Genomic DNA, 24,158 nt, shown 5'->3' with positions numbered 1-24,158 from the left:
TCAGCGCGTCGATCCGCAGCCGGTCGTCGGCCAGCAGCCGGTCGAGCACGCCCCAGGTGAAGGCGCCGTGCGCCCCGCCGCCCTGCAGCGCCAGCTCGATCGCCTTCTTCCCGTCCTCGCCCATGTCCCCCCGCTTCCGGCGCCAGGATAACCGCCCGCGGCCCGCCCGCGCCCGGATTTCGCCGCGAACCGGCGATCGCACCGCCTGGCCGCGGAGCCGGTCCGGATTAGGCTATCATGCGCGGGGCTGCCAAGCCCCTTGCCGGCCCCTCTTCAGGAAGACGCACGATGGCTCCCCCCTCCCGCGCCGGCTCCGACGGAGCCGTCACCTTCACGCTCCGCGGCGTCCGCAGCGGTTTCCTGCAGGGGCAGGCTCTCGCGCCTGGCGTCGTCCTGTACGGCGTGGCCTTCGGCGCACTGGCCGCGCAGGTCCCCTTGAGCACCCTCGAATCGCTGCTGATGAGCGCCCTGGTCTTCTCGGGCTCCGCCCAGCTCGCGGCACTCGAGACATTGTCCCGGGGCGCCGCGCTGGCGACGGTCGTTGCCGCCGTACTGGTGATGAACGCGCGCTACGTGCTTTACGGGGCGGCGCTGCGCCCCTGGATGGGGCGGCTGCCGTGGTGGCAGACCTATCCCTCCCTTTACGTGCTGGGCGACGCCAACTGGGCGCTCTCGCTCAATCGCCACGCCGCGGGGCTGAACGACGCCGGCTTCGTCCTGGGCACCGGGCTGGCGACTTTCCTGCCCTGGATCGGCGGCACGCTGGCGGGCCGGGTCGCGGGCGGCCTCGTTCCCGATCCGCAGCGGGTCGGCCTCGACTTCATGCTCGTCGCCTTCTCGACGACCCTGCTCGTCGGAAGCTGGAGCGGCCGCAAGCATCTGGCGCCCGCGGCGGCGGCCGTCCTGGTCGCGGTGGCGTTGGACCGGGCGGGCCAGCCCGGCTGGGCGATCGTCGGCGCGGGCCTGGCCGGCGGCCTGGTCGCCGCCCTCAGGTCCGGCCCGGCGTGATGGACGGCTCCGTCGTTCCGGCCCTCGTGGCCCTGGGGATCGCCTCGTTCGCGTGCCGTGCGAGCGGCTTCTTCCTGATGCGCTACGCGCCGAGGAGCGCCCGGCTCGACCGGACGCTGGAGGCGATGCCGCTCTGCGTCATGCTCGGCATCGTCGCGCCGGCCGCGGTCCGCGGCAGCGTGCCGGAACTGGTGGGGATCGCCGCGGCCGGGCTGGCGATGGCGCTGTCGGGCCGCGATCTCGTCTCCGCCCTGGCGGGGGTGGCCGCCGTCGCGGCCGCGAGACTGGTCGTTTCCGCATGAGGCGCCGGCTCGATGCTGGCGGAGCGCCGCCGCCACACCATATTCCCTGGGTCGGATGCAACCAGCGGAGCCGAGCATGGCCGAAATCGTCGTCTATACGAGCCCCTTCTGCGGGTATTGCCACCGTGCCAAGCGGCTGCTGACCGAGAAGGGCGTGGAGTTCGAGGAGGTCGACGTGATGCAGAACCCGCGGCGCCGCCCCGAGATGGTGGAGCGGGCGGGCGGACGCACCAGCGTCCCGCAGATCTTCATCGACGGGGAAGGCATCGGCGGCTGCGACGACCTGTACGAGTTGGATCGCGCGGGCAAGCTCGACGCGATGCTCGGCCAGTCATGAGCGCCGGGACCCTCGACGTCGCCTGCGTCCAGGTCAACGCCGGGCCGGAGATCGGCCCCAACCTGGAGCGGGCGGGCGAGCTGGTGCGCCGTGCCCGCGACGCCGGCGCCGAGCTGATCGCGATGCCGGAGAACGTCACCATGGTCGTCCAGGGCCGGGCCAAGGTGCTCGCCCGCGCCCGCCGGGAGGACGAACACCCGGCGCTGCCGTTCTTCCGCGAGCTTGCGCGCGAGACCGGCGCCTGGCTGCTGGTCGGCAGCCTCGCCGTCCTGCTCGACGACGGGCGCGCGGCCAACCGCAGCGTCCTCATCGGCGCCGATGGCGAGGTCCGGGCGCGCTACGACAAGATCCACATGTTCGACGTCGACCTCGCCGAGGGCGAGAGCTACCGCGAGTCGGCGACGTTCCGTCCCGGCGACCGCGCGGTGCTGGCGGACACGCCGTGGGGCGGGGTCGGCATGACGGTCTGCTACGACCTCCGCTTCCCCCATCTCTACCGCGCGCTGGCGCATGCCGGCGCCCGCATCCTGACCGTGCCCGCCGCGTTCACCGTGCCGACGGGCCGCGCGCACTGGCACGTCCTGCTCCGGGCCCGCGCGATCGAGACCGGCTGCTTCGTCCTGGCCCCGGCCCAGACCGGCACCCATGACGAGGGCCGGCTCACCTACGGCCATTCGCTGATCGTCAGCCCCTGGGGCGAGGTGCTCGCCGATGCCGGCGAGGAGCCGGGCATCGTCACGGCACGGCTCGACCTGTCGCGCGTCGACGAGGCGCGCCGGATGGTCCCCGCCCTGACGCATGACCGCCATATCGAGGTCACCCGCGTGCCCTGACGGCCCGCCCTTGATGGGCGGGTCCCTTCTTACCAGATTCCCGGGTGTCGGATGCCGCTGTCGGGTCCGACGCCTCGGGAAGCCGCCGCGGCGGCCGTCCCGGATATCGCTCGCAGGAGGATATCGGACATGACTTCGCTCGACCGCCGCCCGGGAGCCCGCCGACGCTCCGGGGCCGCCGCGTGACGCGGCGCCGGGAGCCCGACCGGGAACCCGCCATGATCGTCCGGCATCTCGACAAGCGGCATCTGGAGGAGCAGCGGCGCCGGCACCTGCGGGCCTCCGCGCTGACGATGCTGGCCATGACGCTGTTGCTGGCCGCCGCGGGCTGGAGCCTCGCCGGCGCGCAGGGTGCGGCGATCGCGCTCGCAACGGGCGCCGTCGGCTTCGCGCTGGGGCAGGGCGCGCCCGAACTGGTGCTGCGCGCCACCGGCGCGCGGCCGGTCGACCGGTGGTTCGCCCCGGAACTCGTCGACATCGTCGCCGAGCTGTCGCGCCGGGCAGGCCTGCCCGGGCAGCCGCGGCTCTATCTCGTGCCGTCGCGCGGGCTCCAGGCCTTCGCGGTCGGCGGCGAGAGGGGGGCCGTCGCCGTCTCGACCGGCCTGCTGCAGACGCTGACCCCCCGCGAGGTCGTGGGCGTGCTGGCGCACGAGATCAGCCACATCCGCGCGAACGACACCTGGTTCCTGCGCCTCGGCGCGGTCGCGGCCGGCACCACGCGCACGCTGTGCACCGTCGGGCTGGTCGCGGCCCTGCTGATCTGGCCGTTCCTCGCCGGTGCGGGCGGCACGATGCCGTGGGGCGCGCTGCTGGTGCTCGCCGCGGCGCCGATGCTGGGCGACCTGCTGTGGCTGCGGCTGTCCCGGGTGCGGGAGTTCGACGCCGATGCCGCGGCCGTCGAGCTGACCGGCGACCCGGAGGGACTGGCCGGCGCCTTGCGGGTCCTGTCCCGCGTCCGGGACGATTTCTGGGAAGGGTTCGGCCGGGCCGGCGTGCCGTGGTGGGCGCGCGTCCTGCGCACCCACCCGCTGACGTGCGAGCGGATCGAGCGGCTGGCGCGGATGGCGCCCGCGCGCCGGGTGCCAGCATCGGAGCCGCGGGCGATCTGGATTCCCGGTGCCTGGCCGCGGCGCGGCGTCCTGCGGCTGTGATCCGGGGCGGCTGCGGGGCGATTGCGAATTGGTGGAAAGGGGCTGTTCGAGGGGGTTGCCATGGAAAATCCGTACACGGTTCTGGGCGTGAGCCGCACGGCGTCGGCGGAGGAGATCCGGGACGCCTACCGCAAGCTGGCGAAGAAGCATCATCCCGACCTCAACGTCGGCAAGCCGGAGGCGGGGGAGCGCTTCAAGGCGATCAACGCCGCCTACGACCTCCTGTCCGACCCGGAGAAGCGAGCCCGTTTCGATCGCGGCGAGATCGACGCGGCCGGGAACGAGACGCCGTTCGGCGCCGGCGGGTTCAAGCAGGGCTTCGAGGGCGGCTTCGGCGGCTTCCGTGCCGCCGGCGGCGATCCCTTCTCCGGCGCGCGCGTGCACGAGCTGGACCTGGAGGAGCTGTTCGAGGGCATGTTCGCCGGCCGCGGGCGCGCAGGCGCCGGCGGAGGGGGCAGCGGAGGCGCCGGGCGCAGGAGTGGACGCGCCGGCCGCGGGACCGCCGGCGCCGACGAGAGCTACCGGATCGAGGTCGACTTCCCGACCGCGGCCCTGGGCGGGACGCGGCGGCTGGCGTTGCGCGACGGGCGCACGGTCGACGTCGCGATCCCGGCCGGGATCGAGGACGGCGCGACCTTGCGCCTGCGCGGGCTCGGCGCGCCGGGCCCGGTCGGCGGGGCGGTCGGCGGCGCGGCCGGCGACGCGCTGGTCCAGGTCTCGGTCCTGCCTCACCCGGCGTTCCGCCGGGTCGGCGACGACGTCCATCTCGACCTCCCGGTCACCCTGGACGAGGCGGTCCTCGGCGCACGGGTCCGGACGCCGACGCTCGGAAAGCCGGTGATGCTGACGATCCCGCCGCGCTCCGACGGCGGCACGGTGCTGCGCCTCAAGGGCAGGGGCGTCCACCGCAAGGGCCGCCCGCCCGGCGACCTGATCGTCACGCTGAGGATCGTGCTGGGGCCGGATGCCGACGACGGGCTCGCGGACTTCCTGCGCACGCGCGCCGGGACCCGCGACTTCGATCCGCGGCACGGGCTGTTCGCGTGAGGTCAGGCCGGCAGCGGCCCGGGCAGTGGTCGCGGCTCGGGCTCGCCGTCGAGGTCGGGCGCCGGGACCGGCGCGCAGGCGGCAAGGCGCTGGACGACCGCGGCCTTCGGCGAGGAGACCTCCCCCTGCTCGAACGCGATCACCTGCAGCCGGCCGCGGGCGAATTCCAGCAGCTCGCCGCTGCGCAGCAGGAAGTCGGGCGAGGAGGGCCGGCCGAAGCGCCCGTTGCCGCGCATGAACGTCTCGTAGAGCAGCAGCCCGCCGGGTTCGAGGGCGGCGGCGAGGGCGTCGAGCAGCGGCCGGTGGAGGTAGTTGGCGACGATCACGGCGGCGAAGCGCCGGCCCGGCAGCGGCCAGGGGTTTCCCTGCTCGAGGTCGGCCGCGACGAGTTCGACCCCCGGCGTCCCGGCGAGGTCGGCGACGCCGCGCAGGTCGAGGTCGACGCCCGTCACCGCGTGCCCGCGGCCGAGGAAGTGGCGCAGGTGCCGCCCGCCGCCGCAGGCGAGGTCGAGCACCGGGCCGCCGGCGCGCACCAGCGGGGCGAAGCGGGCGATCCAAGGGGACGGGGGCGGGCGCAGGCCGGCCGGGGGCGTCGGGCGATTTTCGATGTCCGGCATCCTTGTCCTTCCGTCTTGGCCTCCCGATCTCGGATGTATATTACAGCGGGAACGCGCCGGCGCTCCCCCCGCGTTCTTTCGGTTACGGGCATGCAACGATGATCCTGTTCGAACTGCAATGCGCCAAGGGCCACGGCTTCGAGGCCTGGTTCCGCAACGGCGAGGCCTACGAGGCCCAGGCCGCCGCGGGCGAGGTCGCCTGCCCGGCCTGCGGGGACGCGGACGTCCGCAAGGCGCCGATGGCGCCGCGCATCGCCAAGGCACGTTCCGGCAAGGACGAGGAGAAACGCCGCCAGGCGGCGGAGATCATGCGCGAGCTGGTGGACCTGCGCCGCAAGGTCGAGGAGAACTGCGACTACGTCGGCGACAGCTTCGCCGAGGAGGCGCGCAAGATCCATTACGGCGAGACCGAGCGCCGCGACATCTACGGCGAGGCCACGGCCGAGGAGGCCGCCCAGCTGTCCGAGGAAGGTGTCACGTTCAGCCGCATTCCCTGGGTGCCGCGGACGAATTCCTGACGTTTCCCCGCCGCCGGAGCGGCGGAGGCTTCAGTCCCGGCTCGCCCACAGCATGTAGTTGACGTCCAGGTCGCGTGGGTCGAGCGAGAAGGTGCCGCGCAGGGGGGAGTACACGACCCCCTGCACGTCGCGCACCCGCAGGCCGGTGCGGCGCAGGCCGGCCGCCAGCTCGGAAGGGCGCAGGAACTTGCGCCAGTCGTGGGTGCCGCGCGGCAGCCAGCGCAGCACCCATTCCGCCCCGACGATGGCCAGCGCGAAGGCCTTCGGCGTCCGGTTGATGGTCGCCATCGCCACCATCCCCTCCGGCGCCGTCAGCCGCGCCAGGGCGTCCAGGAACAGCGGCACGTCGGCGACGTGCTCCACCACTTCCAGCGCCACGACGACGTCGAACCGCCGGCCCTCCGCGACCAGTTCCTCCGCGCTGGCGCGCCGGTAGGCGACCTCGGCCCCGCTCTCGGCCGCGTGCAGGCGGGCGACCTCGACCGTCGTCTCGCCGGCGTCGATTCCCAGTACCTCCGCGCCCATGCGCGAGAGCGGCTCGGCCAGAAGGCCGCCGCCGCAGCCGACGTCGACGATCCGCAGGCCCTTCAGCGGCAGCGGGCCTTCGGGGTCGCGGCCGAAATGCCGGCAGACGGCGTCGCGCAGGTAGCGCACGCGCACCGGATTGTAGCGGTGCAGCGGCCGGAACTTGCCGTCGGGGTCCCACCATTCGGCGGCGATCGCCCCGAAGCGCGAGATCTCGCCGGCATCGACGGTGCCGCCGGCCGCGGGATCCTGGTCGTTCGGGCGTCGGGGGACGGCGGTCATGGTCGGTTCCTCGATCGATCGGTTCGGGGGGCGCTTGCGTTGGGCCCCGGCAACGGAGTATGGATACCGCGCCTCGCTCCGGCAATGGAACCGCCAGCAAAGCAGGCCCCCCTCTCTGTCGGCGGGCGTGTCCGCCGGGTGGACCGCAGGGGCTTGCAGTGCGACTTACGGGGAATGGGGCTAACGAGGCATGGCGCGGATCGTTCTCAAGTTCGGCGGCACTTCCGTCGGCGACATCGAGCGCATCAGGAACGTCGCCCGCAAGGTCGAGGCGGAGGTCCGGGCCGGCCATCAGGTGGCCGTGGTCGTCTCGGCCATGGCGGGCGTGACCAACCAGCTCGTTTCCTATTGCCGGGAGATCTCGCCGCTGCACGACGCGCGCGAATACGACGCCGTCGTCTCCTCCGGCGAGAACGTGACCAGCGGCCTGCTGGCGCTGGCACTCCAGGAGATCGGCATCCCGGCGCGCTCCTGGCACGGCTGGCAGATCCCGATCCGCACCGACGGCGTGCACGCGAAGGCGCGCATCGTCGAGATCGACACGACCGAGCTCGACCGCCGGCTCTCGTCCGGGGAGGTGGCGGTGATCGCCGGCTTCCAGGGCATCTCGCCGCAGGGCCGCATCGCGACGCTGGGGCGCGGCGGGTCGGACACCTCGGCGGTGGCGCTGGCGGCGGCGCTGGACGCGGACCGGTGCGACATCTACACCGACGTCGACGGCGTCTACACGACCGACCCGCGGATCGTCGCCAAGGCGCGCAAGCTCTCCCGCATCACCTACGAGGAGATGCTGGAGATGGCGTCGCTCGGGGCCAAGGTGCTCCAGACCCGCTCGGTCGAGATGGCCATGAAGCACCGCGTGCGCGTGCAGGTGCTGAGCAGCTTCGAACAAGCGCCCGGCAGCGCGTTGCCGGGCACCCTTGTGGTTGACGAGGACGAGATCGTGGAACAGGAACTGGTCAGCGGCATCGCCTACAGCCGTGATGAGGCGAAGATCACCCTGATTGGCGTGGCCGACCGTCCCGGCGTTGCCGCGCACATCTTCGGGCCGCTCGCCGATGCGGCGGTCAACGTGGACATGATCGTCCAGAACGTGTCCGAGGACGGCACGGCCACCGACCTGACCTTCACGGTCACCAAGAGCGACCTCGACCGCGCGAAGCAGGTGCTGGAGCTGGCGCGCGAGGACCTCGGCTACCGGCGGATGACCACCGACCCGAACGTCGTCAAGGTGTCGGTGATCGGCGTCGGCATGCGCAGCCACGCGGGCGTCGCCCAGCGCATGTTCGCGGCACTGGCCGAGAAGGGCATCAACATACAGGTCATCTCCACCTCCGAGATCAAGGTCAGCGTGCTGATCGCGGAGGAGTACACGGAGCTGGCGCTGCGGGCGCTCCACACCGCCTACGGGCTGGACGCGGCCTGAGGTCGGGGATCGGGCGCCGGCCGGCGCCGATCATGGGCTCCCGGGCCCTGGACACTTGGAATCGATAGGCGGAGGCACGCGAATCATGGTCAGTCCCGCCCGCACGCAGCTCGACCAGCTCTGGCGCCGCGGCTGCGACTTCCTGGGGACCGAACTCGCCGTGCTCGGCGGGGCGATGACCTGGGTTTCCGAGCGCAGGCTCGTCTCCGCGATCTCCGAGGCCGGCGGCTTCGGGGTGATCGCGTCGGGATCGATGCCGCCCGACCTGCTGGACGCGGAGATCCGGGCGACCCGCGCGCTGACCGGGCGGCCCTTCGGGGTCAACCTGATCACGATGCATCCCCGGCTCGACGAGCTGATCGGGGTCTGCCTCGACAACGGCGTCAGCCACGTCGTGCTCGCCGGCGGGCTGCCCGGGGGCGATGCGATCCGCCGCCTGAAGGCCGGCGGCGCGAAGGTCCTGTGCTTCGCGCCGGCGCTGGTGATCGCGCGCCGGGTCATCAAGCTCGGCGCCGACGCCCTGGTCATCGAGGGCATGGAGGCCGGCGGCCACATCGGCCCCGTCTCGACCTCCGTGCTGGCTCAGGAGATCCTGCCGGTCGTGCGCGAGGTGCCGGTCTTCGTCGCCGGCGGCATCGGCCGGGGCGAGGCGATCGTCTCCTATCTCGAGATGGGGGCGGCCGGCGTCCAGCTCGGCACCCGCTTCGTCTGCGCCAGCGAATCGATCGCGCACGAGCGGTTCAAGAAGGCCTTCATCTCGGCGTCGGCCCGCGACGCGGTCCCTTCGGTCCAGCTCGACCCGCGCTTTCCGGTGATCCCCGTGCGGGCACTGGCCAACTCCGCGACCAAGCGCTTCATGGAAGCCCAGCGCACCGTGATCGACCGCGTCAACGGCGGGGAGCTGACGCGCGAGGAGGCGCAGCTCGAGATCGAGCATTTCTGGGCCGGCGCGCTGCGCCGCGCGGTGATCGACGGCGACGTCGAGAACGGATCGGTGATGGCCGGCCAGTCGGTCGGCATGGTGACGCGCGAGCAGCCGACGGCGGAGATCCTGGACGAGCTGGTGGCGCAGGCGGTCGGCGCGCTGGCCGCCCGGTCGGCGGAGACCGGGATGGTCGCGGTCCCCGAACCGTTGCTGGGCGGGGCGGCCGGATAGATGTCGGGCGCCCCGGGGATCGCACCCCCTGAGGGCGCAGCCCAGGGGGTTCCAGCGGCGGGACGGCAGATGTCGTCGGCGCGCCGCCTGCTGGCGCGCCTGCGCGACGTGATGGCCGGTTCCGGCACCGCGCAGCGCCGCCTCGACAAGATCGTGACGCTGATCGCGGCCGAGATGAGTGCCGAGGTCTGCTCCTGCTACGTGATGCGGGCCGGCGACATCCTGGAGCTGTTCTCGACCGTCGGCCTGAACCCCGACGCCGTCCACCGCACCCGGTTGCGGGTCGGCGAGGGCCTGGTCGGCGACGTCGCCGCCCATGCGCGGCCGATGGCGCTGGCCGACGCGCGCAGCCATCCGCGCTTCGCCTACCGGCCCGAGACCGGCGAGGACCCGTACCAGTCGCTGGCCGGCGTGCCGATCCTGCGCGGCGGCAAGGTGCGCGGCGTGCTGGTGATCCAGCACAAGGAGAAGCGCGAGTACCTCGAGGAGGAGGTCGAGACCCTCCAGACGATCGGGATGGTGGTGGCCGAGCTGGTCGCCGCCGGCGAGCTGGTCAACGCCCAGGAGATCTCCTCCGGGGGCGACGCGGCGCTGCTGCCGACCCGCCTGGAGGGGATATCCCTCAACCGGGGCTTGGCGATGGGCATGGCGGTGCTGCACCGCCCGCAGCTGACGATCCGCCAGCTCGTCGCCGAGGACCCGGATCGCGAGCTGGACCGGCTGCGCGAGGCGCTGGCGGGGATGCACAGCGCGATCGACGACCTGCTGCGCAGCTCGGTCTCGGAAGGGGGCGAGCACTACGACATCCTCGAGACCTACCGGATGTTCGCCGAGGACCGGGGCTGGCTCTCGCGCATCCGGGAGGCGATCCGCAACGGCCTGACCGCCGAGGCCGCCGTGCAGCGCGTCCAGAACGACACGCGCGCCCGCATGAGCCAGATGACCGATCCTTACATCCGGGAGCGGCTGCTCGACCTGGACGACCTCACCAACCGCCTGCTGCAGCACCTTGCCGGGCGCCCGTCCGGGGCGGATGCCGGGACGTTGCCGGACGACGTCGTGCTGGTCGCGCGCAGCATGGGCCCGGCGGAGCTGCTGGACTACGACCGGCGCCGGCTGCGCGCCCTGGTGATCGAGGAGGGCAGCACCGCGAGCCACGTCGCGATCGTGGCCCGCGCGCTCAACATCCCCGTCGTCGGCCAGTGCACGGACGTGCTGACCCGGATCGAGCCGCTCGACCCGCTGATCGTGGACGGCGACAACGGCCAGGTGTTCGTCCGGCCGGCCGAGGACATCCAGGAGGCCTTCGCCAAGAGCATGGCGCTGGCGGCCCAGCGCGAGCGCCTCTACGCGGAGGTGCGCAACCTGCCGACGGTGACGCGCGACGGGGTCGCCATCGCGCTGCACCTGAACTGCGGCCTGATGATCGACCTGTCGCACATCGAGGCGACCGGGGCGGACGGCGTTGGCCTCTACCGGACCGAGATCCCGTTCATGGTCCGCTCGACCTATCCGGACGTGCAGGCGCAGACCGAGCTTTATGCGCGCGTGCTCGAGAATGTCGGCGACCGCCCGATCGTGTTCCGCACGCTGGACGTCGGCGGCGACAAGATGCTGCCCTATTTCGCCGAGCAGCAGCAGGAGAACCCCGCGCTGGGCTGGCGCGCGATCCGCATGGGGCTGGACCGGCCGGCGATGCTGCGCACGCAGCTGCGCGCGTTGCTGCGCGCGCATGCCGGGCGGGAGCTGCGCGTCATGTTCCCGATGGTCGCGGAGGTCGCCGAGTTCGAGGCGGCGAGCGCGATCCTGGACATGGAGCGCCGGCGCCTGGTGCGCGAGGGGAGGGAGCCGCCGTCCGCGGTCAAGGTCGGCGTCATGATCGAGGTCCCCTCGATCGTCTGGCAGCTTCCGGCCCTGCTGAAGCGGGCCGACTTCCTGTCGATCGGGTCGAACGACCTGCAGCAGTACCTGTTCGCGGCCGACCGCGGCGACCCGCGGATCTCCGGCCGCTACGACTCGCTGTCGCCGCCCATGCTGTCGGTGCTGCGCCACGTGGTCGAGCAGTGCGAGGCGACGGGCGCGCCGCTGTCGCTGTGCGGGGAGATGGCGGGGCGGCCGCTGGAGGCCATGGCCCTGATCGGGATCGGCTTCCGCTCGCTGTCGATGTCTCCGCCGGCGCTCGGCGCGGTCAAGTCGATGCTGCGCAGCCTCGACGTCGGCCCGCTGCGCGACTACCTGTCGACCCAACTCGATTCTCCCGGCCACAGCCTGCGCGAGAAATTGCGCAGCTTCGCGAAAGATCACGAGGTGATGATCTGAGTCGTTGCGCATGCAGGGGGCGGTAAGCTAGACCTTTGCCTTTAGAGTTAATCGGTTTGAAACCTATTTCCCCGATTACTTCCCTAGCGGTATTCCGGGGCGGTCGGCTCCGGGAACGGAATGGCCCGAATCGAAGAGCGGCTGGCGGAATGGGCGAGCGCAAGCGCAGGCATCACGAGGCCCAGGCCTCCCTGGACGGACCGCACCTGTCGGACGGGCACGTCCACGACTTCGAACGAGAGGCGTCCCTGGGGACGGATCTCCGCATCGCGCGGGAGCGCCACGGCTACGAGTTGGGCGACGTGGCGCGCGACCTGCGCATCCGCCAGGCCTATCTCCAGGCGCTGGAGGACGGCCGGTTCAAGGACCTGCCCGGCGCCGCCTACGCGACGGGCTTCCTGCGCACCTACGCCGAGCATCTCGGGCTCGAGCCCGAGCAGGTCCTGCGCCGCTTCAAGGACGAGTCCTCCGGCGCGATCCAGCGCTCGGAGTTCTACATGCCGAAGCCGGTGCCGGAGGGGCGCATCCCCGGCGGCGCGATCCTGCTGCTGGCGATGGTGCTCGCGGGCGGGGTCTATGGCGGCTGGTACTATCTGACCTCCACCGGCCGCGACATCGCCGATCTCGTGCCCCCGGTCCCCGAGCGCCTCGCCGCGGCCCTGAACCTGACGCCCGTGGCGTCCACGGTCGTGGTGCCGGTCGGGGAGGAGGCGGGCCCGGCCGCCGTCGCGCAGGTCCCGGAGGAAGCGCCGGCCGAGGCGGTTCCGGCGGTGCAGGCCGCCGCCGTCACCGGAACCCCTGCCACCGAAACTCCTGTCATCGAAGCCCCTGCCGCTGAAACGCCGGGCCTCGAAACTCCCGCCGCCGACATCCCCGCGGCCGGCGGCACGGTGCTGGCGCAGCCGGCCGAACCGGCATCCGATCCCGTGGCGGTCGCCCGGACCGAGCCCGCCGGAACGGCACCCGCGGCGGCGACCGAGCCGCAGCCGCCGGTCGAGGCAGCGTCCCCGGAGATCGCGTCCCCCGGGCCCGAGGTCGCCTCGTCCGCGGCATCGCCCGTGGCCGCTGCTTCCGAACCGCCCGCACCCGAACAGCCGGCCGTCGCGCAGCCCGCCGCGGGGCCGGACGTCACGACCGCGCTCGCGGCTCCCGCCCCGGTGGCGGAGCCGGCGCCGCCCGCCACCGCCGAACCCGTCCCGGCGGCCCAGCAGACCCCGGTCCAGCAGCCGCCGGCCGAGCAGCCTCCGGCCCAGCAGACCGCGGCATTGCCGCCTGCTCCGCCGCCGGCACCCGCGGCGGAGGCCACTCCCGCCGACGGCAAGGTCTATGGTGTCGTCAACGGCTCGTCGCGCATCCAGCTCCGTGCCACGCAGGACAGCTGGGTCCAGGTCCGCAACGCCGCCGGCGACCTGCTGTTCGCCCGCGTGCTGCGGCCGGGCGACGTCTACCGCGTCCCGGACGAGACCGGGCTGCGGCTCGTCACCGGCAATGCCGGCGGCGTCGTGGTCGTGGTCGACGGCGTCGCCGCCGCCGGCCCGATGGGCCAGACCGGGCAGGTGATGCGGGACGTGGCCCTCGACCCGACGAGGCTCGGAGGCTGAGGCGGGCTCCGGGCGCCCCTGATGGCTTGACTTGCCCGGTCGGGTGCGCACTTCTAGGCGGGTAACGGCCCTACCGGGCCGTCGGTCCCGCAAGCGCCCAGGTCCCGCCATGTCCGTCCGCCCGTATCGCGACATCCACCGCCGAGCCAGCCGCCAGATCCGCGTGGGCAAGGTACTCGTCGGCGGCGACGCGCCGATCTCGGTCCAGTCCATGACCAACACGCCGACCGCGGACGTGGCCGCCACGGTCGCGCAGATCCGGCGGCTGGAGCAGGTCGGCGTCGACATCGTCCGCGTGTCCTGCCCGGACGAGGAATCGACCGCGGCGCTGGCCGACATCATCCGCCAGGTGGACGTGCCGGTCGTCGCCGACATCCACTTCCATTACCGCCGCGCGATCGAGGCGGCCAGGGCGGGGGCGGCGTGCCTGCGCATCAATCCCGGCAACATCGGCTCCGCCGAGCGCGTCAGGGAGGTGGTCGCGGCCGCCAAGGACCATGGCTGCTCCATGCGCATCGGCGTCAACGCCGGCAGCCTGGAGCGCGACCTGCTGGAGAAATACGGCGAGCCCTGCCCGGAGGCGATGGTGGAGAGCGCGCTCGACCACGCGCGCATCCTCGAGGATCACGACTTCCGCGAGTTCAAGATCTCGGTCAAGGCGTCGGACGTGTTCCTGGCGGTCGCGGCCTACCAGCAGCTCGCGGAGGCGTGCGACTATCCGCTCCACATCGGCATCACCGAGGCGGGCGGGCTGCGCGCGGGCACGGTGAAGTCGTCGATCGGCCTCGGCATGCTGCTGTGGTCGGGCATCGGGGACACGCTGCGGGTGTCGCTCTCGGCCGACCCGGTCGAGGAGGTGCAGGTCGGCTACGACATGCTGAAGTCGCTCGGCCTGCGCCGGCGCGGGGTCACCGTGATCTCGTGCCCGTCCTGCGCGCGCCAGCAGTTCGACGTGATCTCGACGGTGGCGCGGCTGGAGGAACGCCTGGCGCATGTGACGACGCCGATGACGGTCTCGATCATCGGCTGCGTCGTGAACGGGCCGGGCGAGGCGCGCGAGACCGATATCGGCCTGACCGGCGGCGGCGGCACGCACCAGATCTACGTTTCCGGCATTCCCGACCACCGGCTGAAGGACCGCGACATCGTCGAGCACATTGCCGGCATGGTCGAGAAGAAAGCCGCCGAGATCGAGGCGGCAAGCGCCGTCGAGGCGGCGGAGTAGGGCGAGGTGAGGTTCTTGGACTCCGATCCGCGGAGGTGTCTTTAGCGCCCGGGAGGAGGGCGGGGCCGTCGTCGTCGGCGCCAACCACCGCTCGGCATCCGCGGCGCTGCGCGACCTGCTGGCGACCGAGGACCGGGAGCTGCCGGGCGTGTACGCGCGCCTGCGCGCCTGCGGGCTGTCGCAGTTCGTGTGGCTGTCGACCTGCGACCGGGTTGAGGTGCAGGCGGTCCACCCCGACCCCGCGGCCGTGCGCGCGGCGGTCACGGCCCTGTTCGCAGAGCGCGCGGGCACCCTGCCGGCCGCGGTCGAGGGCCAGACCTATGTCCTGACCGGGGCGGCGGCGGTGCGCCACGCCTTCGCGGTCGCCTGCTCGCTCGACAGCCAGGTCGTCGGCGAGCCGCAGGTCCTGGGCCAGGTCAAGGCCGCGCATCGCGACGCCATGGCCGCGGGAGCCGTGGGCCCGGAGCTGGAGGCGCTGTTCCAGTCCGCCTACGCCGCCGCCAAGCGGGTGCGCACCGAGACGGCGGTCGCGGAACGGCCGGTGTCGATCGCCGCCGCCGCGGTCCAGACCGCGCGCGACGTGCACGGGGACCTGGAGCGCTGCTCGGCGCTGCTGCTCGGGCTCGGCGACATGGGCGGGTTGATGGTCGAGAGCCTGCGCGCGGCGGGACTCGGGCGCGTCGTCGTGTGCGCGCGCAGCGAGACGCGGGCAGAGGCCGAGGCGCGGCGGCACGGCGGGCACTTCGTGCCGGCGGCCGGCCTCGACGCGGCGCTCGCCGGCGCCGACGTCGTCGTGGCCGCGACCGGGTCCGGGCGCCATCTCCTGGGGGCGCGCCAGATGGAGGCGGCGCTCCGGCAGCGGCGCAACCGCCCGATCTTCGTGATCGACACCGCGGTCCCCGGGGACGTCGATCCCGCGGTCGCCGCACTCGAGCAGGCTTTCGTCTACGACCTCGCCGACCTGGAGCGGATCGCCCTTTCCGGGCGCGCCGGCCGGGAGGCGGCGGCGGCGGCGGCGTGGGCGATCGTCGACGAGGCGGCGTCGGGGTTCGCGCGCGGCCGGGCCGAGCGCGCGGCGGTGCCGGCGCTGGCGGCGCTGCGCCGGCATTTCGAGGCGACGCGCGCGCGCCTGCTGGCCGAGCAGCCGGCGCTGGAGGCGGCCGAGGCGACGCGGCTGCTGGTGAACCGCCTGCTGCACCCGCCGTCGGAGGTGCTCAAGGACCTCGCGGCGGGGGAGGGGGCGGCCGCGGAGAGGGGGGCCGAGGTGGCGCAGGCGGAGCGGCTGCTGCTGCGCCTGTTCCGGCTCGGCGGGGACCATGGTGCAACCGGCCCGGGCGAGGGCCGCGACGAGAGTGAGGAACGGTGAGCTTCGAGGACATGCTGAACAAGGTCGCGGCGCGCCATGACGAGCTGCGCGACGCGCTCTCGGCCGGCGGGCTGGACGCGCAGACCTTCGCACGACATTCGAAGGAATACGCGGACCTGACCCCGATCGCCGAGGCGGCGGCCGAGCTGCGCAAGGCGCGGGCCGAACGGGCCGACCTGGAGGCGATGCTCGCCGACCCGGAGATGAGGGAGCTGGCGGCCGCCGAGCTCGGCGAGCTGGAGCGCCGGCTGCCCGAGCTGGACCGCCGGATCCGCGTGCTGCTGCTGCCGCGCGACGAAGCCGACGAGAAGAACGCGATCCTGGAAGTGCGCGCCGGCACCGGCGGCGAGGAGGCGGCCCTGTTCGCCGCTGCGCTGTTCGGCATGTACCAGCGCTACGCCGTCCTGCAGGGCTGGCGCTTCGAGGCGATGGACGTCAACGAGACCGGGCTCGGCGGCTACAAGGAGGCGGTGGCCTCGATCACGGGGCGCAACGTGTTCGCGCGGCTGAAGTTCGAGTCCGGCGTGCACCGGGTGCAGCGCGTGCCCGAGACCGAGGCGGGCGGGCGCATCCATACCTCGGCCGCCACCGTCGCGGTCCTGCCCGAGGCGGAGGAGGTCGACGTCCAGATCGACGAGAAGGACCTGCGCATCGACGTGTTCCGGGCCAGCGGCCCGGGCGGCCAGTCCGTCAACACCACCGACAGCGCGGTGCGCATCACCCATCTGCCGACCGGCCTGGTGGTGAGCCAGCAGGACGAGAAGTCCCAGCACAAGAACAAGGCCAAGGCGATGAAGGTGCTGCGCGCCCGGCTGTACGAGCTGGAGCGCTCCCAGCGCGACGCGGCGCGGGCGGCCGACCGCAAGAGCCAGGTCGGCTCGGGCGACCGGTCGGAGCGCATCCGCACCTACAACTTCCCCCAGGGCCGGGTCACCGACCACCGGATCAACCTGACGCTCTACAAGATCGAGAAGGTGATGAACGGCGAAGCGCTGGACGAGATCGTCGACGCCCTGGTCGGGGCCGACGAGGCCGAGCGGCTCGCGGACCTGCGGTGACGGCGATGAACAGGACGGACCTGACCCCGACCCCGACCCTGCGCGAGGTGCTGCGCGCCTGCGAGGCGTCCCTGAGGGAGGCGGGCGTGGACACGCCCGAGCTGGACGCACGGCTGCTGGTCCAGCACGCGCTGGGGATGCGGCGGGAGGACCTGCTGATCCAGGCGCTGAAGCGGCTGACCCCGCCGATGGTCGAGCGCGTCTTCGGCTTCGTCGGGCGCCGGGCGGCGCGTGAGCCGGTCTCGCGCATCCTCGGCCGGCGGGAGTTCTGGAGCATGGACTTCACGCTGGACGCCAGCACGCTCGACCCGCGTCCCGACACCGAGACGCTGGTCGAGGCGGCGCTGGCCCTGGTCCCCGACCGCGGCGCCGCACTCTCGATCCTCGATCTCGGCACCGGGACCGGCTGCATCCTGCTGGCGCTGCTGGGCGAGCTGCCGCGCGCACGCGGCCTCGGGATCGACGTCCAGGCGGCCGCGGTCGCGACCGCCGACGCCAATGCCAGGCGCCTCGGATTCGCGTCCCGGGCCGGCTTCCGGCAGGGCGACTGGGCGGCAGGCCTGGAGGAGCGGTTCGACGTCGTCCTGTCCAACCCGCCCTACATCCCCGACGCGGACATCCCGACGCTCGAGCCCGAGGTGGCGGCCCACGACCCGCGCGCGGCGCTGGCCGGAGGTCCCGACGGCCTCGACGCCTATCGCCGGCTGGCGCCGCAGGTAGCCGCAGTGTTGAAACCCGGCGGCCATTTCGTCTTCGAAGTCGGCGCGGGACAAGTTCCTGCGGTTACCGAGATCTTTACCGCATCGGGTCTTGTCGTCGACGGTACCCGTCACGATCTGGGCCGGGTGGAACGGTGCGTATTCGGCCGCGCGGCCGCATGAGCGCCGCCGGCGCCTAAAAAAAGAGTTGGATTGCCGCCGTTTCCCGTTTAGGGTCGTTTCCAACGGGGCGCCGCCAAGTGTTTGGCCGAAGCCTCGTTACCAGTACCCCCACAAACCGCCGCGCGGCTTCTGCGCGCGGGTCCTCGACGGTCGATGGCCGTCCAGGCCGGTTCGGGCGTGCATACTTCCAACATGGGGCTCGTCATAGCCGTATGAGACAAGGACCAAACACCAGGCGTTCGCGCGGCCGTGGTAGCAACAACAATGGCGGTGGCGGCGGTGGCGGTGGCGGTGGCGGTGGCGGCGGTGCCCGCCGTCAGAGCAACGTGCCTTTGCGGCACCAGACTTTCGACAGCAACGGGCCGGACGTCCGCATCCGCGGAAACGCCTTCCAGGTCCATGAAAAGTACTTGGCCCTGGCACGCGACGCGCAGTCCTCCGGCGACCGGGTCGCTGCCGAGAATTACCTGCAGCACGCCGAGCACTACTACCGGATCATCGAGCTGATCAACGAGCAGGCCGAGGCGTCCAACCAGCGCAACGCGCGCCAGGGTGGTGGACGTGACGGCAACGGCCATGCCGGCCCGAACGGCAACGGCATGCTCGACGGCGACGGCGACGACGACGGCAACGACGAGGACGTCGGGGCCAACGAGGAGCAGAACGCCGTCGGCGCCTGACGCCCCGGCGCGCGGCTCAGTCCAGCAGCCGCACCTCGTCGCCGACCTGGACCCGCCCGGCGGACGCGACGCGCGCATGGACGCCGCAGTGCGGGCGTCCGGTGCCGCGCACCAGCGCCATCGGCACGTTCAGTCCCCGGTCGCCGGTCCCGGGTTCGACGTTCGTCGCCTCGGTCCGCTCGACCGGGGCGAAGGCCTCCAGCACGGCGGTGCCGATCGCGATGCGACGGCCGGGCCAGCTGGCCTCCGCCCAGGCCGCGAAGCCGTCGATCAGCAGGTTCGCGCGGAAGCGGGCGGGGTCGAGCGGCGCCTTCACCATCCTGCGCTCCAGGTCCTGCACGCTCGCCAGGTTCAGCAGCGACACCGCCGGCTCCCCGACGTCGAAGGCGCCGCCTGGGCACTCGGCCAGATGCGGCAGGCCGGGAAGCTCGCCCTTCAGGTAGGCGGCCAGGAACTGGTCGACGACCATCCGCCCGGTCGGCGTGTCGATCCGGCCGCGCGCGACCGGGCGGCCCTTGCGCAGGATCGTCAGCAGGCCCGTCGGGGCGTCGTAGCGGGTCTCCAGCGCGGCGAGCCGCGGGTGGCGCTCCAGCGTCGCCCACAAGGTCCCGGCGCCGCCGGAGCCGATCGCGAAGCGCCGGTCGTCGGGCAACCCGGCGCCGGGAACGAGGTCGGCCCCGTCCAGCGCGGTGCCGCTCAAGGCCTTGATCGGGTAGCGGAAAATCGCGGTGAGACGTGCCGACATGACTTCCTTATGGAGAAGCGCCGACGCGGCTGTCAACGACTGCGGATGAGCAGATGCAAATGAGAACGATTTTCATTTACGCGACGGGCTGACGGGGATATAACCCTTTCAAGCGATCGGCCTCTCTCCTGTTCCGTGACCGAACCTCGCAAACTCCGATCGCACCGCCCCGGGCCCCGCGTGGACCCGGGGTTCTTTTTTGCCTCACCACAGCGCGTCGGCACGGCGCAGTCCGCGCCATTCCTCGATGCGCCGCCGCGCGCCGCCGCCGGTGCCGGCCGGGAGGCCGGCGGGATCGAAGAACCGGGCGGCCAGGATCTCGGTGCCGTCGCAGCGCAAGGTGCCGCGCCAGCGCTCGACGACGAACACGGCGACGTGGTCGCTGCCGCCATGCGAGAGCCTCAGGAAGATGCCGTGCAGGCGGGCCTCGCCCTCGGCCTCGAGGCCGGTCTCCTCGCGCAGTTCGCGCAGCGCCGCATCCCGCAGCGTCTCGCCGCGGCCGACGCCGCCGCCGGGCAGGTGCCAGCCCGGGACGTAGCTGTGCCGGACCAGCAGGACGCGGCCTCCCCCATCCGCGACCAGCGCGCTGCAGCCCAGCGTGACCGGGCGGGCGAGCCGCCACCACAGGACCCGCAGCAGATGGGCCGCCCGCATGGCCGGGGCAGGGATGCGCAGGCGCAGGTTCAGCATGGCGTTGCGGATTTGCCGCAGTGTGGCCGCTTGTGGGGGCGGGGCCGCGCCTCCATATACCCGGAAGCGTCCTCCTGGATCGCACGTGACGTGGGTCGTGGCCGGTCGAGCTGCCTGGCGGGCGGCCGGCGAGACAAGGGAGAGGGTCGATGGACTTCGAGAAATACACCGAGCGGTCGCGCGGCTTCGTGCAGGCGGCCCAGACGACGGCGCTCCGCAAGGGCCACCAGCGCCTGACGCCCGAGCACCTGCTGAAGACGCTGCTCGACGACAAGGAAGGGCTGGCGGCGAACCTGATGCGTTCGGCCGGCGCCGATCCGGCGCAGGCACTCGCCGCCGCGGATGCCGACCTCGACCGCCACCCCCGCGTGGAGGGCAGCGGCGCCGGCCAGATCTACCTGTCGCCCGAACTCGCCCGCGTGTTCGAGAGCGCGGAGAAGCTGGCGGAGAAGGCCGGCGACAGCTACGTGACGGCGGAACGCCTGCTCCTCGCGCTCGCGATGGCCGAAGGCACGCCGTCGGCCCGCTTGCTGAAGGAGGCGGGCGCCACTCCCCAGGCGCTGAACCAGTCGATCAACGCCGTGCGCAAGGGCCGGACCGCGGACACCGCCTCGGCCGAGCAGGGCTACGACGCGCTGAAGAAATACGCGCGCGACCTGACCCAGGCCGCGGTGGACGGCAAGCTCGACCCCGTGATCGGGCGCGACGAGGAGATCCGCCGCACGATCCAGGTCCTGGCGCGGCGGACCAAGAACAACCCCGTGCTGATCGGCGAGCCCGGCGTCGGCAAGACCGCGATCGTCGAGGGTCTGGCCCAGCGCATCATCAAGGGCGACGTGCCGGAGGGGCTGAAGGACAAGCGCCTGATGGCGCTCGACCTGGGTGCCCTGGTCGCGGGCGCCAAGTACCGCGGCGAGTTCGAGGAGCGCCTCAAGGCCGTACTCGAGGAGATCACGGCGACGGCGGGCGAAATCATCGTCTTCATCGACGAGATGCACACCCTGGTCGGGGCCGGCAAGGCCGACGGGGCGATGGACGCCTCCAACATGCTGAAGCCGGCGCTCGCGCGCGGCGAGCTGCACTGCGTCGGCGCCACGACGCTGGACGAGTACCGCAAGCACGTGGAGAAGGACCCGGCGCTGGCCCGGCGCTTCCAGCCGGTCTTCGTCAACGAGCCGACCGTCGAGGACACGATCTCGATCCTGCGCGGCCTGAAGGAGAAGTACGAGCTCCATCACGGCGTGCGCATCACGGACGGGGCCATCGTCTCCGCGGCGACCCTGTCCAACCGCTACATCACCGACCGCTTCCTGCCCGACAAGGCGATCGACCTGATCGACGAGGCGGCGTCGCGCCTGCGCATGGAGGTCGACAGCAAGCCCGAGCAGATCGACGAGGTCGACCGCCGGGTCATCCAGCTCAAGATCGAGCGCGAGGCGCTGCGCAAGGAGAGCGATCCCGCCTCGCGCGACCGGCTCGCCCGGCTGGAAGGCGAGCTGGAGGAGCTCGAGCGCAGGTCCGCGGAGATGACCGCGAGCTGGCAGGCCGAGAAGGAGAAGCTCCAGGGGGCGCAGAAGCTGAAGGAGCAGCTCGACCATGCGCGCATCGAGCTGGAGCAGGCGCAGCGCAACGCCAACTGGCAGCGCGCCGGCGAACTGGCCTACGGCGTCATCCCCGAGCTGGAGGGCAAGCTGCGCGAGGCCGAGGCGAGCGCGCAGAACCGCATGCTGAACGAGGAGGTGCGCGAGGCCGATATCGCCGGCGTCGTCAGCCGCTGGACCGGCGTGCCGGTCGACAGGATGATGACCGGCGAGCGCGAGAAGCTGCTGCGCATGGAGGAGAAGCTGCGCACCCGGGTGATCGGCCAGGAGGAGGCGATCGTCGCGGTGTCGAACGCGGTCCGCCGGGCGCGCGCCGGCCTGCAGGACCCCAACCGGCCGATCGGCTCGTTCCTGTTCCTGGGGCCGACCGGCGTCGGCAAGACCGAGCTGACCAAGGCGCTGGCCGAGTTCCTGTTCGACGACGAGACGGCGATGATCCGCCTCGACATGTCGGAGTACATGGAGAAGCACTCGGTCTCGCGGATGATCGGCGCGCCGCCGGGCTATGTCGGCTACGACGAAGGCGGGGCGCTGACCGAGGCTGTGCGGCGGCGGCCCTACCAGGTGATCCTGTTCGACGAGGTGGAGAAGGCGCATCCCGACGTCTTCAACGTCCTGCTCCAGGTCCTCGACGACGGGCGGCTGACCGACGGGCAGGGGCACACGGTCGACTTCCGCAACACCCTGATCGTGATGACCTCCAACCTGGGCGCCGAGATCCTGGCCGGCCAGCCGGAAGGCCAGGACAGCACCGCCGTGCGCGACCAGGTGATGGACGCGGTGCGGGGCGCGTTCCGTCCGGAATTCCTGAACCGCCTGGACGAGATCCTGCTGTTCCATCGGCTCAGCCGCCCGCAGATGGGCGGGATCGTCGAGATCCAGCTCCAGCGCCTGCGCCGGATGCTGGCGGAGCGCAAGATCGTGCTGACCCTGGACGAGGAAGCGACCGCCTGGCTGGCGGAAGCGGGATACGACCCCGTCTACGGGGCCCGGCCGCTGAAGCGCGTCATCCAGCGCGTGCTGCAGAACCCGCTCGCGACCATGATCCTGGAAGGCCGCATCGCCGACGGCCAGGAGGTCCGGGTGAGCACGGATGCCGGCGGGCTCGTCGTCGACGGGGAGCCGGTGTCGGGCTACCGCCCCGGCACCGAGCCGGAAGGCGGCGGCTCCGCCTGGGGCCGGCCGGCGACGCTGCACTGATACCGGCCTCGCCGCCCTTTCCCGCCCGCGCGGTGCGGGCGGGAAAGGGGAGGCGGGCATCAGCAGTTCGTCTCGGCCTTGCAGGCGGGCAGCGAGGGCGGGACCGTGTAGCTGACCGTCTGCACGACCTCGGGCGCCTTGCGGCCCAGGGCCACGAGCTGGCGGTCCATCTCCTCCACCTGCCTGCGGAAGGCGGCCAGCTCCTTGCCTTCGAGGATGACCCCCGTGGGCAGGTCGACGCTCATCGGGTTGACTTGGCGGCCGCCGCGCAGCACCTCGTAATGGAGGTGGGGGCCGGTGGACCGGCCGGTCGTGCCGACATAGCCGATCACGTCGCCCTGGCCGACCCGGCCGCCGCGCTTGAGCGCCTTGTTGAAGGCGTTCATGTGCGCGTAGGCGGTGGAGATTTCCTTGTTGTGCCGGATGCGGATGTAGTTGCCGTAGGCGCCCTTGCGCCCGATCTCCTCGACCACGCCGTTGCCGGCCGCGTAGATCGGCGTCCCGGTCGGGGCGGCGAAGTCGGTCCCCTTGTGCATCTTGCTGTAGCCGAGGATCGGGTGCCGGCGCATCCCGAAGCCGGACGACATCCGGGCGCCGTCGATCGGGGTGCGCAGCAGCGCCTTGCGCACGCTCTCGCCCTTGCGGTTGAAGTAGTCGACGATCCCGTCCCGCGTGGTGAAGCGGTAGATCGCCATCTCCTTGCCGGAGAGCCGCAGCGAGGCGAACAGCACCTCGCCCTCGCGCACGGGCGTGCCGTCCTCGATGAAGTCGCGCTCGAACATCACCTCGAAGCTGTCGCCGGGCTGGATGTCGCGCTGGAAGTCGACGTCGTAGGAGAAGGTCCGGATCAGCTTCGCCATCACCGGCACCGGGATGCCGCCCTCGGCCCCCGCCTCGAACAGGCTGGAGGTGATGACGCCGCCGCCGCCGACGATCCGGCGCTCCAGCGGCTTCTCGACCTCGACCGCGGCGTAGCGCTCGTCCTCGCCGCGCGCGACGGCGACCGCCCGGTCGACGTTCGGCTCGAACTCGAACCCGAGGAAGCGCGGCTCGTCCTCGCCCTCGAACAGCAGCGCGATCTCCTGGCCTACCTGCAGCTTGCGCGGGTTGTAGACGCTGCGCAGCGCGTCGATCGCGCCGACCGCGTCTTCGCGCGGGACCGCGGCGCCGACCAGCAGGCCGAGCAGGGTGTCGCCGCGACCGACCGAGACGACCTGCCGGAGCACGCCGGGCTCCGCGCCTTCCTCCGCGGCCTGGATCTCGTCGGCGGCCTCCGGCTCCTCGCTCCCCGCGAGCCCGCCTTCCTGAAGCCCGTCTTCCTCCGGCCCGTTGCCCTCGATCCCCTCGAGCGGAGGCAGGACGAGGCCGAAATCCTTCGCCTCGTCGGCCGCGTCAGGAAGAGGGAACGCGCGCGCGAGCTGGTCGAGCAGCCTGGACGGCTCGCCGGCCGGTGCCGGGGCGTCCTGGGCGACCGTGTCGGAGTTGGCGAGCGCGTGCTTGAGGCTCATATGGGCGGCGATGCCCATGGTGCCGGCGATGCAGGCGACGGTGGCGGGAACGAGGACACTCCTCAGGCGCAACGGTCGGCCT

The 24,158-nt window shown here is 72.4% G+C and carries 22 protein-coding genes and 1 pseudogene; 17 read left to right on the top strand and 6 right to left on the bottom strand.

The features are described from left to right. Positions 1-124: pseudogene (locus tag VGO20_RS12685) on the bottom strand (patatin-like phospholipase family protein); the annotation flags it as partial. A gap of 164 nt (positions 125-288) precedes the next feature. Here VGO20_RS12685 and VGO20_RS12680 point away from each other — a divergent pair. The 6 genes from VGO20_RS12680 (at position 289) to VGO20_RS12655 (ending at position 4,678) form a co-directional block, all read left to right on the top strand. Next, positions 289-1,008 carry an AzlC family ABC transporter permease gene (locus VGO20_RS12680; protein WP_327502713.1) on the top strand — a complete coding sequence of 240 codons (720 nt, stop codon included), beginning with the start codon at positions 289-291 and terminating at the stop codon, positions 1,006-1,008. After that, complete coding sequence (locus VGO20_RS12675) at positions 1,008-1,310, top strand: AzlD family protein (RefSeq protein ID WP_327502716.1); 303 nt, start codon at positions 1,008-1,010, stop codon at positions 1,308-1,310. Before VGO20_RS12680 ends, VGO20_RS12675 begins: the two co-directional genes overlap by 1 nt. 76 nt (positions 1,311-1,386) lie before the next feature. Beyond that, on the top strand, positions 1,387-1,647 hold the full coding sequence (gene grxC / locus VGO20_RS12670; protein WP_327502712.1) for a glutaredoxin 3: 261 nt from the start codon (positions 1,387-1,389) through the stop codon (positions 1,645-1,647). Further along, positions 1,644-2,480, top strand: a complete 837-nt coding sequence (locus tag VGO20_RS12665; protein ID WP_327502711.1) for a carbon-nitrogen hydrolase family protein — start codon at positions 1,644-1,646, stop codon at positions 2,478-2,480. The genes grxC and VGO20_RS12665 overlap by 4 nt, the downstream gene beginning before the upstream one ends. Before the next feature lie 218 nt (positions 2,481-2,698). Further along, positions 2,699-3,631 carry a zinc metalloprotease HtpX gene (locus VGO20_RS12660; protein WP_327502710.1) on the top strand — a complete coding sequence of 311 codons (933 nt, stop codon included), beginning with the start codon at positions 2,699-2,701 and terminating at the stop codon, positions 3,629-3,631. Between the two features lie 60 nt (positions 3,632-3,691). After that, a complete protein-coding gene (locus VGO20_RS12655; protein WP_327502709.1) occupies positions 3,692-4,678 on the top strand; it encodes a DnaJ C-terminal domain-containing protein in 987 nt (328 codons plus the stop codon). Between the two features lie 2 nt (positions 4,679-4,680). On the opposite strand, the gene VGO20_RS12650 is transcribed toward VGO20_RS12655, so the two are convergent. Further along, positions 4,681-5,295, bottom strand: a complete 615-nt coding sequence (locus tag VGO20_RS12650) for a class I SAM-dependent methyltransferase (RefSeq protein ID WP_327502708.1) — start codon at positions 5,293-5,295, stop codon at positions 4,681-4,683. Positions 5,296-5,393: 98 nt separating this feature from the next. Here VGO20_RS12650 and VGO20_RS12645 point away from each other — a divergent pair, with 98 nt between their 5' ends. Next, positions 5,394-5,813, top strand: coding sequence for a DUF1178 family protein (locus VGO20_RS12645; protein ID WP_327502707.1), 420 nt, complete (start codon positions 5,394-5,396; stop codon positions 5,811-5,813). A 30-nt stretch (positions 5,814-5,843) separates the two neighbouring features. Here the strand turns inward: VGO20_RS12645 and ubiG are convergent, their stop codons facing one another. Beyond that, entirely contained in the window at positions 5,844-6,620 is a 777-nt protein-coding gene (gene ubiG, locus VGO20_RS12640; RefSeq protein WP_327502706.1) for a bifunctional 2-polyprenyl-6-hydroxyphenol methylase/3-demethylubiquinol 3-O-methyltransferase UbiG, read from the bottom strand. A gap of 190 nt (positions 6,621-6,810) precedes the next feature. Between ubiG and VGO20_RS12635 the strand changes: the two genes are divergently transcribed. The 9 genes from VGO20_RS12635 (at position 6,811) to VGO20_RS12595 (ending at position 18,332) form a co-directional block, all read left to right on the top strand. Further along, positions 6,811-8,046, top strand: a complete 1,236-nt coding sequence (locus VGO20_RS12635; RefSeq protein WP_327502705.1) for an aspartate kinase — start codon at positions 6,811-6,813, stop codon at positions 8,044-8,046. An 85-nt stretch (positions 8,047-8,131) separates the two neighbouring features. Continuing rightward, positions 8,132-9,202 carry an NAD(P)H-dependent flavin oxidoreductase gene (locus tag VGO20_RS12630; protein WP_327502704.1) on the top strand — a complete coding sequence of 357 codons (1,071 nt, stop codon included), beginning with the start codon at positions 8,132-8,134 and terminating at the stop codon, positions 9,200-9,202. A gap of 69 nt (positions 9,203-9,271) precedes the next feature. After that, positions 9,272-11,521, top strand: a complete 2,250-nt coding sequence (gene ptsP, locus VGO20_RS12625; protein WP_327502703.1) for a phosphoenolpyruvate--protein phosphotransferase — start codon at positions 9,272-9,274, stop codon at positions 11,519-11,521. 149 nt (positions 11,522-11,670) lie between these two features. After that, the gene (locus tag VGO20_RS12620) at positions 11,671-13,122 is read left to right on the top strand and encodes a RodZ domain-containing protein (protein ID WP_327502702.1); all 1,452 of its coding nucleotides are present in this window, start codon (positions 11,671-11,673) and stop codon (positions 13,120-13,122) included. 109 nt (positions 13,123-13,231) lie between these two features. Next, the gene (gene ispG / locus VGO20_RS12615; RefSeq protein ID WP_327502701.1) at positions 13,232-14,347 is read left to right on the top strand and encodes a flavodoxin-dependent (E)-4-hydroxy-3-methylbut-2-enyl-diphosphate synthase; all 1,116 of its coding nucleotides are present in this window, start codon (positions 13,232-13,234) and stop codon (positions 14,345-14,347) included. Between the two features lie 25 nt (positions 14,348-14,372). Beyond that, the gene (gene hemA, locus VGO20_RS12610) at positions 14,373-15,713 is read left to right on the top strand and encodes a glutamyl-tRNA reductase (RefSeq protein WP_327502715.1); all 1,341 of its coding nucleotides are present in this window, start codon (positions 14,373-14,375) and stop codon (positions 15,711-15,713) included. Then, complete coding sequence (gene prfA / locus VGO20_RS12605; RefSeq protein WP_327502700.1) at positions 15,710-16,771, top strand: peptide chain release factor 1; 1,062 nt, start codon at positions 15,710-15,712, stop codon at positions 16,769-16,771. The genes hemA and prfA overlap by 4 nt, the downstream gene beginning before the upstream one ends. A 5-nt stretch (positions 16,772-16,776) precedes the next feature. Then, a complete protein-coding gene (prmC, locus tag VGO20_RS12600) occupies positions 16,777-17,652 on the top strand; it encodes a peptide chain release factor N(5)-glutamine methyltransferase (RefSeq protein WP_327502699.1) in 876 nt (291 codons plus the stop codon). Between the two features lie 332 nt (positions 17,653-17,984). Next, complete coding sequence (locus VGO20_RS12595) at positions 17,985-18,332, top strand: DUF4167 domain-containing protein (RefSeq protein WP_414639805.1); 348 nt, start codon at positions 17,985-17,987, stop codon at positions 18,330-18,332. 16 nt (positions 18,333-18,348) lie between these two features. Here VGO20_RS12595 and VGO20_RS12590 read toward each other — a convergent pair whose 3' ends face one another. Then, positions 18,349-19,077, bottom strand: coding sequence for an MOSC domain-containing protein (locus VGO20_RS12590; RefSeq protein ID WP_327502697.1), 729 nt, complete (start codon positions 19,075-19,077; stop codon positions 18,349-18,351). Between the two features lie 204 nt (positions 19,078-19,281). Then, positions 19,282-19,767, bottom strand: coding sequence for an NUDIX domain-containing protein (locus tag VGO20_RS12585; RefSeq protein WP_327502696.1), 486 nt, complete (start codon positions 19,765-19,767; stop codon positions 19,282-19,284). A gap of 149 nt (positions 19,768-19,916) precedes the next feature. Here VGO20_RS12585 and clpB point away from each other — a divergent pair, with 149 nt between their 5' ends. Then, positions 19,917-22,568 (top strand): ATP-dependent chaperone ClpB, encoded by a 2,652-nt coding sequence (gene clpB / locus VGO20_RS12580; RefSeq protein ID WP_327502695.1) that lies wholly within the window; start codon positions 19,917-19,919, stop codon positions 22,566-22,568. 59 nt (positions 22,569-22,627) lie between these two features. Here clpB and VGO20_RS12575 read toward each other — a convergent pair. Next, positions 22,628-24,158 (bottom strand): peptidoglycan DD-metalloendopeptidase family protein (locus VGO20_RS12575; protein ID WP_414639804.1); only part of this gene is annotated, 1,531 nt, incomplete at its 5' end.

Origin of the sequence: Arenibaculum sp. (genome assembly GCF_035998295.1) — a bacterium.
Lineage (GTDB): Bacteria > Pseudomonadota > Alphaproteobacteria > Azospirillales > Azospirillaceae > DASYHS01.
This window is presented reverse-complemented; position numbering and strand designations above follow the sequence as displayed.

Coding starts and splice junctions, on each gene's coding strand:
- VGO20_RS12655 (WP_327502709.1), top strand. CDS start 3,692: ATGGAAAATCCGTACACGGTTCTGGGCGTGAGCCGCACGGCGTCGGCG.
- prmC (WP_327502699.1), top strand. CDS start 16,777: ATGAACAGGACGGACCTGACCCCGACCCCGACCCTGCGCGAGGTGCTG.
- ptsP (WP_327502703.1), top strand. CDS start 9,272: ATGTCGTCGGCGCGCCGCCTGCTGGCGCGCCTGCGCGACGTGATGGCC.
- VGO20_RS12650 (WP_327502708.1), bottom strand. CDS start 5,295: ATGCCGGACATCGAAAATCGCCCGACGCCCCCGGCCGGCCTGCGCCCG.
- VGO20_RS12635 (WP_327502705.1), top strand. CDS start 6,811: ATGGCGCGGATCGTTCTCAAGTTCGGCGGCACTTCCGTCGGCGACATC.
- grxC (WP_327502712.1), top strand. CDS start 1,387: ATGGCCGAAATCGTCGTCTATACGAGCCCCTTCTGCGGGTATTGCCAC.
- VGO20_RS12620 (WP_327502702.1), top strand. CDS start 11,671: ATGGGCGAGCGCAAGCGCAGGCATCACGAGGCCCAGGCCTCCCTGGAC.
- VGO20_RS12645 (WP_327502707.1), top strand. CDS start 5,394: ATGATCCTGTTCGAACTGCAATGCGCCAAGGGCCACGGCTTCGAGGCC.
- VGO20_RS12660 (WP_327502710.1), top strand. CDS start 2,699: ATGATCGTCCGGCATCTCGACAAGCGGCATCTGGAGGAGCAGCGGCGC.
- VGO20_RS12630 (WP_327502704.1), top strand. CDS start 8,132: ATGGTCAGTCCCGCCCGCACGCAGCTCGACCAGCTCTGGCGCCGCGGC.
- VGO20_RS12680 (WP_327502713.1), top strand. CDS start 289: ATGGCTCCCCCCTCCCGCGCCGGCTCCGACGGAGCCGTCACCTTCACG.
- VGO20_RS12585 (WP_327502696.1), bottom strand. CDS start 19,767: ATGCTGAACCTGCGCCTGCGCATCCCTGCCCCGGCCATGCGGGCGGCC.
- VGO20_RS12665 (WP_327502711.1), top strand. CDS start 1,644: ATGAGCGCCGGGACCCTCGACGTCGCCTGCGTCCAGGTCAACGCCGGG.
- ubiG (WP_327502706.1), bottom strand. CDS start 6,620: ATGACCGCCGTCCCCCGACGCCCGAACGACCAGGATCCCGCGGCCGGC.
- ispG (WP_327502701.1), top strand. CDS start 13,232: ATGTCCGTCCGCCCGTATCGCGACATCCACCGCCGAGCCAGCCGCCAG.
- VGO20_RS12590 (WP_327502697.1), bottom strand. CDS start 19,077: ATGTCGGCACGTCTCACCGCGATTTTCCGCTACCCGATCAAGGCCTTG.
- VGO20_RS12675 (WP_327502716.1), top strand. CDS start 1,008: ATGGACGGCTCCGTCGTTCCGGCCCTCGTGGCCCTGGGGATCGCCTCG.
- clpB (WP_327502695.1), top strand. CDS start 19,917: ATGGACTTCGAGAAATACACCGAGCGGTCGCGCGGCTTCGTGCAGGCG.